Annotated in this window: 12 protein-coding genes and 1 tRNA gene; 9 read left to right on the top strand and 4 right to left on the bottom strand. The window is 67.8% G+C overall.

The window, feature by feature from the left end; translation table 11 throughout:
* Positions 1-31 precede the first annotated feature (31 nt).
* The 3 genes from FOB47_RS13100 to FOB47_RS13090 all read left to right on the top strand — a co-directional run bounded on the left by FOB47_RS13100 (position 32) and on the right by FOB47_RS13090 (position 3,341).
* Positions 32-2,110, top strand: coding sequence for an acetoacetate--CoA ligase (locus FOB47_RS13100; protein ID WP_174781273.1), 2,079 nt, complete (start codon positions 32-34; stop codon positions 2,108-2,110).
* A gap of 180 nt (positions 2,111-2,290) precedes the next feature.
* Positions 2,291-3,220: an aldose epimerase family protein gene (locus FOB47_RS13095; RefSeq protein ID WP_174781272.1), complete on the top strand. Its 930-nt coding sequence runs from the start codon at positions 2,291-2,293 to the stop codon at positions 3,218-3,220.
* Between the two features lie 46 nt (positions 3,221-3,266).
* A tRNA-Gly gene (locus FOB47_RS13090) sits at positions 3,267-3,341 on the top strand.
* A gap of 210 nt (positions 3,342-3,551) precedes the next feature.
* Here FOB47_RS13090 and FOB47_RS13085 read toward each other — a convergent pair.
* Positions 3,552-4,898, bottom strand: a complete 1,347-nt coding sequence (locus tag FOB47_RS13085) for a Fic family protein (RefSeq protein WP_174781271.1) — start codon at positions 4,896-4,898, stop codon at positions 3,552-3,554.
* A 280-nt stretch (positions 4,899-5,178) separates the two neighbouring features.
* On the opposite strand from FOB47_RS13085, the gene trmB reads away from it, so the two are divergent.
* Complete coding sequence (trmB, locus tag FOB47_RS13080; protein WP_053821199.1) at positions 5,179-5,958, top strand: tRNA (guanosine(46)-N7)-methyltransferase TrmB; 780 nt, start codon at positions 5,179-5,181, stop codon at positions 5,956-5,958.
* 348 nt (positions 5,959-6,306) lie between these two features.
* On the opposite strand, the gene FOB47_RS13075 is transcribed toward trmB, so the two are convergent.
* The 3 genes from FOB47_RS13075 to FOB47_RS13065 form a co-directional block, all read right to left on the bottom strand.
* On the bottom strand, positions 6,307-7,188 hold the full coding sequence (locus FOB47_RS13075) for an undecaprenyl-diphosphate phosphatase (RefSeq protein ID WP_006576557.1): 882 nt from the start codon (positions 7,186-7,188) through the stop codon (positions 6,307-6,309).
* Positions 7,189-7,371: 183 nt separating this feature from the next.
* Positions 7,372-7,941 (bottom strand): DUF1439 domain-containing protein, encoded by a 570-nt coding sequence (locus FOB47_RS13070; RefSeq protein WP_053821198.1) that lies wholly within the window; start codon positions 7,939-7,941, stop codon positions 7,372-7,374.
* Between the two features lie 21 nt (positions 7,942-7,962).
* Entirely contained in the window at positions 7,963-8,253 is a 291-nt protein-coding gene (locus FOB47_RS13065) for a YkgJ family cysteine cluster protein (RefSeq protein WP_053821197.1), read from the bottom strand.
* Between the two features lie 198 nt (positions 8,254-8,451).
* Here FOB47_RS13065 and FOB47_RS13060 point away from each other — a divergent pair, with 198 nt between their 5' ends.
* From FOB47_RS13060 to FOB47_RS13040, 5 genes are all read left to right on the top strand, one after another.
* Complete coding sequence (locus FOB47_RS13060) at positions 8,452-9,375, top strand: TetR/AcrR family transcriptional regulator (protein ID WP_244959414.1); 924 nt, start codon at positions 8,452-8,454, stop codon at positions 9,373-9,375.
* Positions 9,376-9,388: 13 nt separating this feature from the next.
* On the top strand, positions 9,389-10,498 hold the full coding sequence (locus FOB47_RS13055; RefSeq protein WP_174782421.1) for an efflux RND transporter periplasmic adaptor subunit: 1,110 nt from the start codon (positions 9,389-9,391) through the stop codon (positions 10,496-10,498).
* 18 nt (positions 10,499-10,516) lie between these two features.
* Complete coding sequence (locus FOB47_RS13050) at positions 10,517-13,759, top strand: efflux RND transporter permease subunit (RefSeq protein ID WP_174781270.1); 3,243 nt, start codon at positions 10,517-10,519, stop codon at positions 13,757-13,759.
* A 164-nt stretch (positions 13,760-13,923) separates the two neighbouring features.
* On the top strand, positions 13,924-14,577 hold the full coding sequence (locus FOB47_RS13045) for a protein-L-isoaspartate O-methyltransferase family protein (protein ID WP_053821194.1): 654 nt from the start codon (positions 13,924-13,926) through the stop codon (positions 14,575-14,577).
* A 13-nt stretch (positions 14,578-14,590) separates the two neighbouring features.
* Positions 14,591-14,917 carry a rhodanese-like domain-containing protein gene (locus FOB47_RS13040; protein WP_006579501.1) on the top strand — a complete coding sequence of 109 codons (327 nt, stop codon included), beginning with the start codon at positions 14,591-14,593 and terminating at the stop codon, positions 14,915-14,917.
* The last annotated feature ends 13 nt before the right edge of the window (positions 14,918-14,930 follow it).

Genomic DNA, 14,930 nt, shown 5'->3' with positions numbered 1-14,930 from the left:
CGGGCGCAAAAAACAAGGCAGAGGAGGAGACATGACGACACTGGAAGAAGGCAAGCTGGTCTGGACGCCGTCGCCCGCGGTACGCGAGCGCGCGCGGCTGACGCCCTTCATGCGCTGGCTGCGCGAAACGCACGGCCTCGCGTTCGACGACTACGACAGCCTGTGGCGCTGGTCGGTCACCGAGATCGAGGCCTTCTGGGACGCGATCCGTGCCTACTTCGACGTCCGCTTCGACACGCCGGCCAGGCAGGTGCTGACGCGCCGGGAAATGCCGGGTGCGCGCTGGTTCGAAGGGGCCACGCTGAACTATGTGCAGCAGGTGTTCCGCCATGCAGGCGAAGGCGCCGCTCGCCAGCGCGCCGCGATCCGTCATGCGGGCGAAGCGCAACCGCTGGCCGAACTGAGCTGGGACGCGCTCGAGGCGCAGGTCGCGGCGCTGGCCCATACGCTGCGGCAACTGGGTGTCGAGCGCGGCGATCGCGTGGCGGGCTATCTGCCCAATATCCCCCAGACCATCGTCGCCTTCCTCGCCACCGCCAGTGTCGGCGCGGTCTGGTCGGGCTGCGCCCCGGACATGGGACAGGTCGCGGTGATTGACCGCTTCCGCCAGATCGAACCGAAGGTGCTGATTGCCGTCGACGGCTACCGCTACGGCGGCAAGACCTATGACCGCACCCCGGTCGTCGCGCAGTTGGTCGATGCGTTGCCATCGCTGACGGACCTGATCGTCGTGCCGCTGCTGGGGGCGCCGGACGAGGTACCGACCACCGCGCTGGAAACTGCGCGGGCAACTACGCTGGAAACTGCACCGGAAAGCGCCCCGGGCAAGGCGAGCGCGCTGCGCCGCCATCGCTGGCAGGACGCGCTGGCTCATCAGGTGCCGCTGCAGATCGACAGCGTGCCGTTCGACCACCCGCTGTGGATCGTCTATTCGTCGGGCACCACCGGCATGCCCAAGCCGATCGTCCACGGCCACGGCGGCATCGTGATCGAGCAGCTGAAGCTGATGGCGTTCCATAACGACCTCGGCCCTGACGATGTCTTCCACTGGTACAGCAGCAGCGGCTGGATCATGTGGAATGCGCAGGTGGCCGGGCTGCTGCTCGGCAGCACCATCGCCATCTACGACGGCAATCCGGCCTGGCCCGATGCCGGCGTGCTGTGGCGCTTCGTCGAAGACGCCGGCATCACGGTGTTCGGTGCCGGCGCGGCGTTCTTCACCGGCGGCATCAAGGCCGGCGTGGTGCCGTCGCGCGAGGCCGACCTGAGCCGCCTGCGCGGCATCGGCTCGACCGGCTCGCCGCTGCCCGCCGAGGCCTACGACTGGCTCTACCGCAACGTGCGCGCCGATATCTGGCTGGCCCCGATGTCCGGCGGCACCGACTTCGCCGGCTCCTTCGTCGCCGGCTGCCCGCTGCTGCCGGTCTACGCCGGCGAGATGCAATGCCGCTGCCTCGGCGCCAAGGTCGAGGCCTTCGACGAGGCCGGCCACCCGCGGATCGACGAGGTCGGCGAACTGGTCTGCACCGAGCCGATGCCGTCCATGCCGCTCTATCTGTGGGGCGACACCGACGGCAAGCGCTACCGCGACAGCTATTTCGATACCTACCCCGGCGTCTGGCGCCACGGCGACTGGATCAAGATCACCTCGCGCGGCGGCGCCATCATCTATGGCCGCTCGGACGCCACCATCAACCGGCACGGCATCCGCATGGGCACCAGCGAGCTGTATCGCGTGGTCGAGGAACTGCCGGAGGTGCTCGACAGCATGGTGGTCGACCTCGAATATCTCGGCCGCGACTCGTATATGCCGCTGTTCGTCGTGCTGCGCGAAGGCATCGCGCTGGACGACAAGCTGGTCGACACGATCCGCGCGCGCATTCGCGAGGCGCTGTCGTCGCGGCACGTGCCCAACGCGATCCTGCAGGTGCCGGGCATCCCGCGCACGCTGTCGGGAAAGAAGATGGAGGTGCCGATCAAGAAGCTGCTGCTGGGCCATGACCCGGACAAGATCGCCAATCGCGACGCGATGGCCAATCCGGACACGCTGGACTGGTACTTCGAATACGCGCGGCGGTACTTGAGCGAGACCAGCGCGGCGACCGCCTAGCGCATCGGGACGGGGGCGAAGTTCCGCGCCGTGCGTGTCGTGGTGTCATGCGTATCGTGCGTGTCGCGCAGGCCGTGCGCGCGTACCATGCGTGCGTACCGTGCGTGCCGTGGCGTAAGTGCCGGGCCCATCAGTGCCGTTATCATGCGGTATCGCCCCCGCCCGATCTCTGTCACCACCATGCCCAGTTATCCGACGCTTCGCTTCCAGGACCAGGACCTGATCCGCATCGGCGATGAACACGACGCGCTGCTGCTTGCACCGTGGGCCGGCGGCCGCCTGGTGCGCTGGATCCATCGCGGCACCGACATCCTGTACTGGCCGGACCACGCCGACTGGTCGCGCCCGGCGAAGGTCCGTGGCGGCAATCCGCTGCTGTTTCCCTTCATCGGCCGCCATTTCGTCGACGGCGAAGCCGGCAAATGGCGCGATGGCAACGGCGTGGTACGTCCCATGCCGCAGCACGGCTTCGCGCGCGACCTGCCGTTCGAGATCGCCGACTGCGATCCGGCGCGCTCGATCACGATGGTCCTGAGCGATTCGGATGCGACGCGCGACGCCTATCCGTTTTCGTTCCGCTTCGAGGCAAGCTACCGGCTGCTGGAAGACGGGCTCGAAGTCACGTTGGCGGTGCGCAATGCCGGCCGCGAGCCGCTGCCCTTCTATGCGGGCCACCACTTCTACTTCGCCGTGCCTCACGAATTGCGCGGCCAATGCCGGCTGACGATGCCGCCGGCCGAATGGCTACGGCAGCGCCCCGATGGCAGCCTGACCGCGGCCGAGCCCGGCGAAGCGGTCTACGCACTGGACGACCCGCGCCTGCAGGACACCTTCCACCGCTTGCATGCGCCCGTGGCCGGCGCGTGCGAGCTGGCGATTCCGTCAAGCGATGGCGGCAATACGGGCCGCGCCATCCGGATCGATCTCGATGCCAACGGAAGGACGGTCCCCTGGCAAGCCGTGACGACCTGGAGCGAACGCGAGGATTCGGACTTCTATTGCGTCGAGCCGTGGCTGGCCTTGCCCGACGCGATTCATCGGCCCGGCGAAACGCTGTGGGTCGCGCCAGGCGACCGCACCGAAGCCGTTTGCCGGCTGCTTCCCGCGTAGCCGCCTTGCGCGCGCAGCCGGATCGCGCATAAAATGGCCGCCTCGCGCGGGCGTCGTATAATGGCTATTACCTTGGCTTCCCAAGCCAAAGACGTGGGTTCGATTCCCATCGCCCGCTCCACCCTTCCCTCCTGCAGTTCCTTCCGGTTGTAAGAGCGCCTGTCGGTGTTCTCTCGCGATACCGGCCGTTTCGCCGAATAACGCAGTGCCCCGATCAGCGATCGCATCGCCCGCGACGAATGGCGGCAACTCGGATAGTGGAGGTGGTAGCCGGGAAACATCGCCGCTCGGGGCGCTGCCCGGTGCGCCACCTCGGAGCCCGCCTCCACCGCTACCGAGGCCTGCCTGCGCTGATCCATTGCTCGACCTGTCGCAGGGTCAGGCGATAGCGCGCGCAGTTATATAGGTCCAGGCTGCGAAGCTCCGCATCGAGCAGGGTTCGGAAGACCTCGCTTTGGTCCTGCTGCAGCGACATGGCGGCGATCGCCTCTTCAGCGGTTTGGCGCTCCCGTACCACGCGGCCGATCGCCTCGTTCAAGGCTTCGCGGAACTGCAGCCGCACAGGGTCGGGAACGCCCATCGCTTCCAGCATCACGGCGTATTTCCGGATCGAACGCCGGTAAGCCCATTCGAACAGGTCGGCGGCCAAGGCGACGTTGCGGTGTTCGTAGACGCCCATCATGGCCCACGCGTAGTCGCGCACCTCGATATCGAGGAACGACAGCGGCGCACAGTTGTAGAGCATCAACGGAATGTTGGCGGACAGCCGGCTGGTGCGCTTGTTGCCGTCCTCGAACGGCTGCAGGTAGGCGAGATTGACCCACAGGAAGAACGAGGCTTCGACGGGGTTCTTGATGCTTCGGGCCTTCTCGATGATCTGGCCCAGCATCTCTTCGAGCAGGTTCGGCACCTGGGCCGGCAAATAGGTCGTGTCGGTGATATTGACCACCTTGCGACGAATGCCGCCGAGTCCGCTGGCGTCCGCCAGCAGGTCGCGCATCAGGATGGCATGCACGTTTCGGACGAGCACCGTGGTCAACCCATACTCGGGCACCGCATCGACCATGAATTCGATGGCGGCTTTGTGATTGAGCAGCATGACCGCATCGAGGTCGCCGTCCGTGATCCCGCTCTTGAAGAGCTGCTCCGTGGCCAGCAGCGAATAGCGGTTGCCTTCGAGCCTCGACGACGCCCAGGACAGATCGATCAGCAGCGGTTCCAGCACCTTGCGCGCATAGGTGCCGGCAGGCTGCTGGCCGCTCATCCGGCCTTCCTCTGCCAGCGCGGCCGCCAGTCTCGGAGGCAGCAACGTGCTGACGTTGGGCACATAGGCGTCGACGAACGATCGATCGTAGGTGACCGGCTCTCGCATGCCCAAGGGAAGCGACAGTATCGCCAGGATCGCCTGGCTTTCGTCGGACCACGCCGGTCCGAGACGGTCCGCGGGCCGCGGCGCCACCGTCGCGACCGGCTGGCCGCCCTCGGCAAGGCGATATCGCGTGGCGCGTGACCGCCCCTCGCGCACCACCTGGCCGTCTCGGACGAGCGCGTCGAGTTGACGCTTGACCGTGGTCCAGCTGGCCCGGACTTTACTTTTAAGTTCGGTAGAGCTGAGCCATGGGGCGCTCGTACGGCTTTGCTGTTGAAGTGCAGCAAGAACCTCATCTCTGACTGTCATTGGCCTCGTCCGGGCAGTTTTGGCCCATTCTAGCTCATTGCAGCTCATTGCAGCTCATTTCCAGCTCATTGCAGCCCATTTCGGCCCGTTGCAGCTCATTGCACCCATTCCAGCGCTGAAAGACAGGCCACACCGCAGACCGAAAGTATCGTCCCGGGACAAACAGCGGCGCGGCTATTGCGCCGGTACGCCTGCGGTAAAATGGCGCCCCTGACGAACGTATCCTCTGGCCGCCGCTCTCGCCCTGTTCGGTGAATCGCCCGGCGGCCTTTTTGTTGCCATGCTTCCCGACGAATCCACCCCAACCCTCCCCGACGACGAGATGTCCGGCACTGCCGGCGAACCGAGCGGCCACGCGCAGGACCCCGCCGCCAATGTCGCCCATCCGCGCCGCATCCGCTCCTTCGTGCGCCGGGCGGGGCGGACCTCGACCGGCCAGCAGCGCGCCATCGACGAGCTGGGCCCGCGCTTCGTGCTGCCCTACACCGGCCAGCCGCTGGACTGGCAGGCGGCGTTCGGGCGAGAAGCACCATCGATCCTGGAGATCGGTTTCGGCATGGGGGAGACGACGGCGCATATCGCGCAGCTGCGGCCGCAGGACAACTTCCTCGGCTGCGAGGTGCACGAGCCGGGCGTGGGGGCACTGCTCAAGCTGATCGGCGAGCGCGGCATCGGCAATATCCGGATCCTGCAGCACGACGCGGTCGAAGTGGTGGCCCACATGCTGACCGAGGAGAGCCTGGACGGCGTGCACATCTTCTTCCCCGATCCGTGGCACAAGAAGCGCCACAACAAGCGCCGGCTGGTGCAGCCGCCGCTGGTCAAGCTGCTGGCGAGCCGCCTGAAGCCGGGCGGCTATCTGCACTGCGCAACCGACTGGGAGGAGTACGCGCACCAGATGGTCGAGGTGCTGTCGGGCGAGCCGACGCTGGCGAATACTTCGGACACGCCGGGCGGCTTTGCCGAGCGGCCCGACTACCGGCCGGTGACCAAGTTCGAGCGCCGCGGGCTACGGCTTGGACACGGCGTCTGGGATGTGGTGTTCCGCAAGCGGGGATGAGCGGAGGCTGAAGGACAGCTGACCTGACCCTCAGGCGACCTATTGCGTTCCCCCTCTCCCCTCATGGGGAGAGGGCCGGGGAGAGCGAGGTGGTTCAATCGGCATTGGCATGACCACCGCCGCATGCCCTCTCCCCCGCCCCTCTCCCGCAAGCGGGAGAGGGGAGAAAGAATGCAGCACTACGGGGCTTGGCAAACCTAATGCGTTCTCCCTCTCCCCCTCATGGGGGAGAGGGTTGGGGAGAGGGAGGTGGTTTCAAACCATGCCGGCATGACCACCGCCGCATGCCCTCTCCCCCCGCCCCTCTGTCGCAAGCCGGAGAGGGGAGCAAACCACGCGGCAAAACGTTCAACCGTGCCAGGCCACGATGCCCAGCTGCGCGGTGGCCAGCACCAGCACGCCAAACACGATGCGGTACCAGGCGAACGGCTTGAAGTCGTGCGTCGCGACGAATCGCAGCAGCCAGCGCACGCACAGGAAGGCCGACAGGAAGGCGAACACGAAGCCGATCGCGAACACGCCGATGTCGTCGGCCGACAGCAGGTCGCGCGCCTTGTACAGTTCGTAGACGCTGGCGCCGAAGATCACCGGGATCGCCAGGAAGAACGAGAACTCGGTCGCGACCTGGCGCGACAGTCCGAACAGCATGCCCCCGATGATGGTGGCGCCCGAGCGCGAGGTGCCCGGCACCAGCGCGAAGCACTGCGCGATGCCGACCTTCAGCGCGTCGCGCCAGTTCATGTCGTCGACCGATTCGATGCGCGGCGCGCTGGCCTTGGCCGCCTCGAGCAGCGCATTGCCTTGCGGATGCGACACCTGCCCGCGCCGGCTCTCGCGCCATTCGGCCAGCAGGATCACCAGTCCGCCGACGATAAACGCCGTCGCCACCGTGATCGGGTTGAACAGATAGGCCTTGATCCATTTGCCGAGCAGGAAGGCCAGCACGATCGCCGGCACCGTCGCGATGATCACGTTGATCGCGAAACGCTGCGCGCGCGGCTCGGTCGCGAGCCCGCCGACGACGTCGACGATGCGCCGGCGGAATTCCCAGCAGACGGCCAGGATCGCGCCGAACTGGATCACGATCTCGAAGATCTTGCCCTTCTCGTCGTTGAAGTTCAGCAGCTCGCCGGCCAGGATCAGGTGCCCGGTGCTGGAGATCGGGAGAAACTCGGTCAGTCCTTCGACGATGCCGAGGATCAGGGCTTTGAGGGCGATGGCGATATCCATGCGATAGCGGACGATTGGAGCGATTCAGGGACAAGGCGCCCGCCGGCCGGCGCATTGGCGCAGCCACACGAGCACGCGTAAATAGCGAATAGCGTTGATACCGGGGACGACCCAGGGCGGCACGACCATGCCGCCCCGCGAAGGCCGGGCGAACGCCGGCCTCGCATCGATTGTTCTGCGCTGCTACGGACGATTGATCTTGACGTTGATGCCGTCCGGCAGCACGGTGATTGTACCGGGCTCGACACGCGAGCCGCCGAACCTGAGCTCGTCGGGCTTGAACGTATAGAGCGGATAGTCCTGCAGCAGCTGCTCGGCCAGAATGCCGCCGAGCGCGTTCAGCTGACGCGAGTACTGCTGCGGCAGCCCGGCCACGTCGAACTGCTTGACCTCGGGATCCTGCAGCACCACGGACTTCGTCGCCGGGTCGTAGCGCAGCGCGCTGTCGAGGGCAAAGCGTCCCTTCATCGCCTCGCGGAAGAACAGCCGGTTGTCCAGCGTGGCGTCGAACGCGATGCTGACGCGATTGCGCTGCGGATCGAGCACCAGTTGCGGGTTGGCCAGCTGAATGTCGAACAGCTGCATGTAGCGCTGGCTGAACGGAAACTTGCGCTCGAGCGCGGACTGCAGCTGGCTCTGCGAAAAGGTGTATTCGTTGCCGACCCAGCCGCAGCCGGCCAGCCAGGCGAGCGACACGGTCAGCGCGGCGGTGCCGCAGGCCGCCAGCCAGCGCCGGCGAGAAATCGTGGCCATCCACTGTTCTCCAGGTTGGGATCAGGCGCCGCGGGCCGATGCCGGCGCGGTCGCGACCTCAAGTTGCGTCAGCCAGTGCAGCGCCGCGTCGCGCGAATCGCCGCACATCTCGGCCGAGGGCCGCAGGCCGCCGCAGAAGGCAGGCCGCTCGGGGCGGCCGAACACCGCGCAGCGCATATCGGGCAGCAGCTGCGCGCACGGTACGCCGGCCGGCTTGCCCCGCGGCATGCCCGGCAGCGGCGAGGCGATCGACGGCGCGATACAGCAGGCGCCGCAACCGGCACGGCAGGAAACGTCAGACTGGCAGGACATCGCAATGGTTCAGAACGGCCTGGCGCGGGCGGGTTCGCCCCGGCGCCAAAGCCGCCATTGTGCACCACTGCCCGGCCGCGGCCTGTGTTCCGGCCCACATCCGGGCGCCGCGCTTGACCTCTCCCGGGCGTGCACACTACATTACTGACCCATCGGTTATTTATTTCGCCGCCCGTCCTGGCGCGGTGCTCCCCTGCAGTGAATCCACCCCAAGTCCGACGCCTCGATGCCAGCGTTGGCGCCAACGACGGTGCCCACGGCGGCGCCCCCGAAGCGCGGCGCTGGTCGCGCCGCAAATCCGCCCGTCCGCAGGAGCTGGTGGCGGCGGCGCTCGAACTGTTCGTCGAGCGCGGCTACGCGGCCACGCGGCTGGAGGACGTCGCCGCGGCGGCCGGGGTATCGAAGGGCACGGTCTATCTGTACTTCGCCAACAAGAAGGAACTGTTCAAGACCGTGGTGCGCGAGAACCTCGTGCCGGCGCTGGTGCGCGGCACCGATCTGGTCGACAGCTACGAAGGCTCGACGCCGGAACTGCTGCGCGAGCTGCTGCGCGGCTGGTGGGGACTGATCGGCGCGACCCCGGTGGCGGGCCTGACCAAGCTGATCATGGCCGAATCGGCCAACTTCCCCGATATCGCGCGCTTCTACCACGAGGAAGTGATGGTGCCCGGCGACGAGCTGTTCGCGCGCGTGCTGGCGCGTGGCGTCGCCCGCGGCGAGTTCCGCGCGCTGCCGGCCAATCCGACCACCACGCTGATCTGCGCCCCGCTGGTATTCCTGATGCTGTGGCAGCGCGCCTTCCGCATCGGCGCCGACACCGACATCGACCCCGAGGCGTTCCTCGACAACCTGCTGCAGGTACTGCTGTTCGGCCTGACCGCCGGCGCCGCGCGCGATACGCCGCTGCCACCGCAGGCCGGCCCCTACGTCTGGGAACAGATCCGGGACGAGATGCAGCAGCAAGCGCGATTGCAGGATGACGCGCCCCTCGATGCAAAGCAGCGCACCACTGCGCGCCCGGCCGCACGTGCAGACGGCCGCCCCACCGCGGCGGCCAGCCCCGAACCGAAACCGAAGCGCCGCCGCGCCGGCCGCGCTCCCGACGATGAAGATTCCGCGTAACAAGCTGCTGCCCATGGTGTTGGGGCTGGCCGTGCTGGCCTTGGCCGTGCTGGTCGGCGCCGGCGCCATGGTGCGCAAGGCCAGCGGCAGCAAGCAGCCGCCCGCCGCGTTGGCCGCCGCGCCGGCGGCCAACGTGATCGAGCTGCTGCAGGCCGACGTGGTCGCCGCCGCGACGCACGAACTGCGCGTGACGCTGCCGCTGTCGGGCAGCCTGCGCGCGCTGCACCAGGCCGCGGTCAAGGCCAAGGTCTCGGGCGAGGTCCGCGACGTGCTGGTGCGCGAAGGAGAGCCGGTGCGCGCCGGCCAGGTGATCGTGCGCATCGATCCGACCGAATACCAGGCCAAGGTCACGCAGGCGCGCGGGCAGATGCTGGCCCAGCGCGGGCAGTACGAGAACGCGCGGCAGACGTACGAGCGCAATCGCGATCTGGTCGGGCGCGGCTTCATTTCGAAGACCGCCTTCGACAAGTTCCAGTCCGAACTCGACGTGGCCAGGGCCAATCTCGATGCGGCCGAAGGCGGACTGGCGGTTGCGCAGAAGGCGCTGTCCGACACGGTGGTCAAGTCGCCGCTGGACGGCATGGTCGCGGTCCGTTCGGTGCAGCCGGGCGAGAAGGTGTCGCCGGACACCGCGCTGCTGGAGGTGGTCGACCTGCGCGTCCTCGAACTGGAAGCGCCGGTGCCGATGGGCGACGTGGGCCGGGTCGCGATCGGCCAGCCGGTGCAGCTCGACGTCGAGGGCGCGGGCCGCTTCGAGGGCAAGCTGGTGCGGATCAATCCGGCCGTCACGCAGGGCACGCGCAGCATCATGGTCTACGTGCGCGTCGACAACCCCGAGCATCGGCTGCGCGCCGGCATGTTCGCACAGGGCGGACTGGTGCTGGGACAGCGCGCCGGCGTGGTGTCGGTGCCGATCACCGCGGTACGCGCCGAGGGCGAGCGCGCCTTCGTCTATGTGATCGAGAACGGCGTGCTGGCCGAGCGGCCGGTGCAGCTTGGCATCCGCGACGACAGCACCGGGCTGGTCGAGATCGCCGGCGGGCTGGCGAGCGGCGCGCAGGTCGTGCGCAGCAACCTCGGCACCTTGCGGGTCGGCAGTCAGGTTCGCCTGACCAAGGCCTGAACGAGCGGAGCGCCCGATATGTGGTTCACGCGTCTGTCGATCCGCAACCCGGTGATGGCCACGATGATGATGATGGCCTTCATCGTGATCGGGCTGTTTTCGTACCAGCGGCTGCCGGTCGACCAGTTTCCCGACATCACCTTCCCGATCGTCGTGGTGCAGACCGAATATCCGGGCGCGCCGCCCGAGTCGGTCGAGTCCGATGTCACGCGCAAGGTCGAGGAGATCGTCAATACGATCTCGGGCATCGACGAGATCTTCTCGCACTCGTACCAGGGCACCTCGGTCGTCGTGATCAAGTTCGACCTGTCGGTCGACGTGGCGCAGGCCGCCCAGGACGTGCGCGACAAGATCGCGCTGATCCGCCCGCAGTTCCGCGACGAGGTCGAGGAACCGCGCGTGCTGCGCTACGACCCGTCGGACGCGCCGATCTTCCATCTGTCGGTCTCCAACGCGCCCGGCTCGGCGCGCAGCCAGCGCGAGCTGACCACCATCGCCGACCAGATCGTGCGCAAACGGCTGGAGACGGTGCGCGGCGTCGGCGCGATCAGCATCGTCGGCGGCACCAAGCGCGAGATCGAGATCCGCATCCGGCCGGCCCAGCTCGAGGCGCTGGGCATCGGCGTCGATCAGGTGATGACCGCGATCCGCAACGAGAACCAGGAGCTGCCGGCGGGCGAGCTGCGTTCGTCGGCGACCGAGACCGTGGTGCAGATCAAGGGCCGCGTGGTCGATCCCGCCGCGTTCAGGCAGATCATCGTCGCGCGGCGCGGCAACCAGCCCGTCACGCTGGAGCAGGTGGCCGAGGTACGCGACGGCGAGCAGGAACAGGAAAGCCTGGCCTTGCTCGGCGGCAAGCGCGCGCTGTTCCTGTCGGTCGTCAAGGCGCAGGGGCAGAACACCGTCGATACGGTAGACGGGCTGATCCGCATGACCGACGAGGTGCGCAAGCTGGTGCCGGCCGGCGTGCAGCTGACCGTGATCAACGACAGCGCGCGCGGCATCCGCCGCAGCGTCGACGAGGTCCGCTCGACGCTGCTCGAGGGCGCCTTCCTGACAGTGGCGATCGTATTCCTGTTCCTCGGCTCGTGGCGCAGCACGGTGATCACCGGCCTGACGCTGCCGATCGCGCTGATCGGCACCTTCGGCGTGATGTACCTGTTCGGCTTCACGCTGAACGTGATCACGTTGATGGCGCTGTCGCTATGCGTCGGCCTGCTGATCGACGATGCCATCGTCGTGCGCGAGAACATCGTGCGGCACAACCTGATGGGCAAGAACCACCGCGCGGCGGCGCTGGACGGCACCGAGGAGATCGGCCTGGCGGTGCTGGCGACGACCTTCTCGATCGTCGCGGTGTTCCTGCCGGTCGGCTTCATGGGCGGCATCATCGGCCGCTTCTTCCATCAGTTCGGCATCACCGTGGTCGCCGCGGTGATGATCTCGATGTTCGTGTCGTTCACGCTGGATCCGGTGCTGTCGTCGGTCTGGCACGATCCGGACCTGCACGGCACCGGCAACAAGCGCAGCTGGTACGGGCGCAGCATCGGCCGGCTGCTGGACTGGTTCTCGTCGCGGATGGACGCGCTCGGCCACGGCTATGGCGCGATGCTGGGCTGGGCGCTGAAGCACCGGCTGGCCACCGCGCTGATCGCCGTGGCGACCTTCTTCGGCAGCTTCGCGCTGGTGCCGCTGATCGGCACCGAGTTCGTGCCGAACGCCGACCTGGGGGAGACGCAGATCGGCTTCACCACGCCGGTGGGCACCGCGCTCGAGGTCACCGAGGCCAAGGTGCGGCAGGTCGAGGCCGCGCTGCGCGAATTCCCGGAGGTCGCCTATACCTACGCCACCATCAATGCCGGCAACACCTCGGGCCGCAACAACGCGCTGGTGTCGGTGCGGCTGGTCGACCGCAAGCAGCGCGAGCGGACCACCGCGCAGCTCAATCCCTTGATCCGCGAACGCATGAACCGCATCGCCGGCATCACGCTGACGATGGTCGGCATGCCCGATGGCGCCGGCGGGCAGAAGGCGATCCAGGTCTCGCTGCAGGGCGACGACCTGGGCGAACTGAAGCGGCTGTCGGAGGAGGCTACGCGCAGGATGCGGGCGATCCCGGGCCTGGTCGATCTCGATTCGAGCATGAAGGACGATCGCCCCACGGTCGAGGTGCGCATCCGCCGCGAGCTGGCCTCGGACCTAGGCATCGGCATCGCGCAGATCGGCAACGCGCTGCGGCCGCTGCTGGCCGGCGATGCGATCAGCAGCTGGCGCGCGCCGGATGACGAGAACTACGACGTGCGCGTGCGGCTGCCGAAGGACGCGCGCACCGGCATGGCGGACCTGTCGGCGCTGATGATCGCCAGCACGCAGACCAACCCCGACGGCTCGCCCCGGATGGTGCCGCTGCGCCAGATCGCCGAGCTGGTACCGACCACCGGCGCCAACCAGATCAGCCGGCGCGACCTGAATCGCGAGGTCGAGCTGACGGCCAATACGGCCGGACGGTCGCAGGGCGAAGTCGCGCGCGACATCAAGCAGGCGCTCGACGGCATGACATGGCCGGTCGGCTACAAGTACCGCTTCGGCGGGTCGACCAAGTCGATGAACGAATCGTTCGGCTATGCGGTGTCGGCGCTCGCGCTGGCAGTGATCTTCATCTACATGATCCTGGCGTCGCAGTTCGCCAGCTTCTTCCAGCCGATCGCCATCATGACCTCGCTGCCGCTGACGCTGATCGGCGTGTTCGCGGCGCTGCTGCTGTTCGGCTCGACGCTGAACATGTTCTCGATCATCGGCTTCATCATGCTGATGGGCCTGGTGACCAAGAACGCGATCCTGCTGGTCGACTTCGCCAATCAGGCGCGGCGCGGCGAGCATGGCAAGGCGCCGCTATCGCGCGAGGCCGCGCTGGTCGAGGCGGCGCGCGTGCGGCTGCGCCCGATCCTGATGACCACGCTGGCGATGATCTTCGGCATGGTGCCGCTGGCCTTCAGCCTTGGCGAAGGCGCCGAGCAGCGCGCGCCGATGGGGCAGACGGTGATCGGCGGCATCATCACCTCGTCGATCCTGACGCTGGTGGTGGTGCCGGTGATCTACACCTACCTGGACGACCTTGGCGGCTGGCTGGCCCGACGCTGGCGGGGCAAGGCGGCAGCGGAGGGGCCGGAGGGCGGGACCGAGGCAGTGGCACCAGCGAGCCAGGACCCGGCCGCGGAGCCTGCCCTGCCCGCCCCGGGCCGTCCCGCGAGCGCGGAATGACGGCCCGGCCCGCCGGCGCCGTGCGCCCCGCCCCCCGCTCCGGTCGGATGCCCCGGCGTCACGCCGGGGAGTTAAAATGTCGGGTTTGACGGAATTCCCCGGCCCCTGGCACCGCGCGGCCGGAACACGAAACAAACAGCGGTTGGCATAGCAAGGAAGGCAAGATGGACCTCGAAAAAGCCCGATTCAACATGATCGAACAGCAGATCCGGCCCTGGGACGTGCTGGATCAGGAAATCCTCGACCTGCTGGCCGTGGTCAAGCGCGAGCAGTTCGTGCCCACGGCGTACCAGGCGCTGGCCTTCGTCGATACGGAAATCCCGCTGCCGGGCGGCCAGAACATGCTGGCGCCGCGCGTCGAGGCCCGCGTGCTGCAGGAACTGGGCGTGCGCAAGCACGAGAACGTGCTCGAGATCGGCGCCGGTTCCGGCTACATGGCCGCGCTGCTGGCGCATCGCGCCCGCCACGTGCTGACCGTCGACATCCGCCCCGAGCTGGCCGCGCTGGCCCGCGACAACCTCGCCAAGGCCGGCATCGTCAATGCCGAGGTGGCCGAGGGCAACGCCGCCGAAGGCTGGCCCGCCGGCGCCCCCTACGACGTGATCTGCATCTCCGGCTCGCTGCCGGCGGTGCCCGAGGCGATCCTGTCGCAGATCAAGGTCGGCGGCCGCATCGCCGCCTTCGTCGGCACGCTGCCGGTGATGGAGGCGCAGCTGATCACGCGCGTGTCGGACACCGAATACCAGACCGTCAATCTGTTCGAGACCGCGGTCGCCCCGCTGACCGGCATCAAGCCGCCGTCGCGCTTCCAGTTCTGAACCGGAAACCACCATGCAGCAGATTACCGCCACCGAGTTGTCCCAATGGCTGGGCGACGCCAACCGTGCCAAGCCGGTGCTGCTCGACGTGCGCGAGGACTGGGAAGTCCAGACCTGCGCGCTGCCCGGCATCACGCATATCCCGATGGGCCAGATCGTCGCGCGCGCGGCCGAACTGGACCCGGACGCCGAGGTCGTCTGCGTCTGCCATCACGGCGGCCGCAGCATGCAGGTGGCCAACTTCCTGGAGCGGCAGCACGGCTTCGGCAAGGTCTACAACCTGAGCGGCGGCGTGCATGCGTGGGCCGAGCAGGTCGATCCCGCGATGCCGAAGTACTGAGCGGACGCTAACC

Origin of the sequence: Cupriavidus gilardii (assembly GCF_013347325.1) — a bacterium.
Classification (GTDB): Bacteria; Pseudomonadota; Gammaproteobacteria; order Burkholderiales; family Burkholderiaceae; genus Cupriavidus; species Cupriavidus gilardii.
Note: the sequence above shows the minus strand (reverse complement) of the source record. Positions and strands in the feature narration are given on the sequence as shown.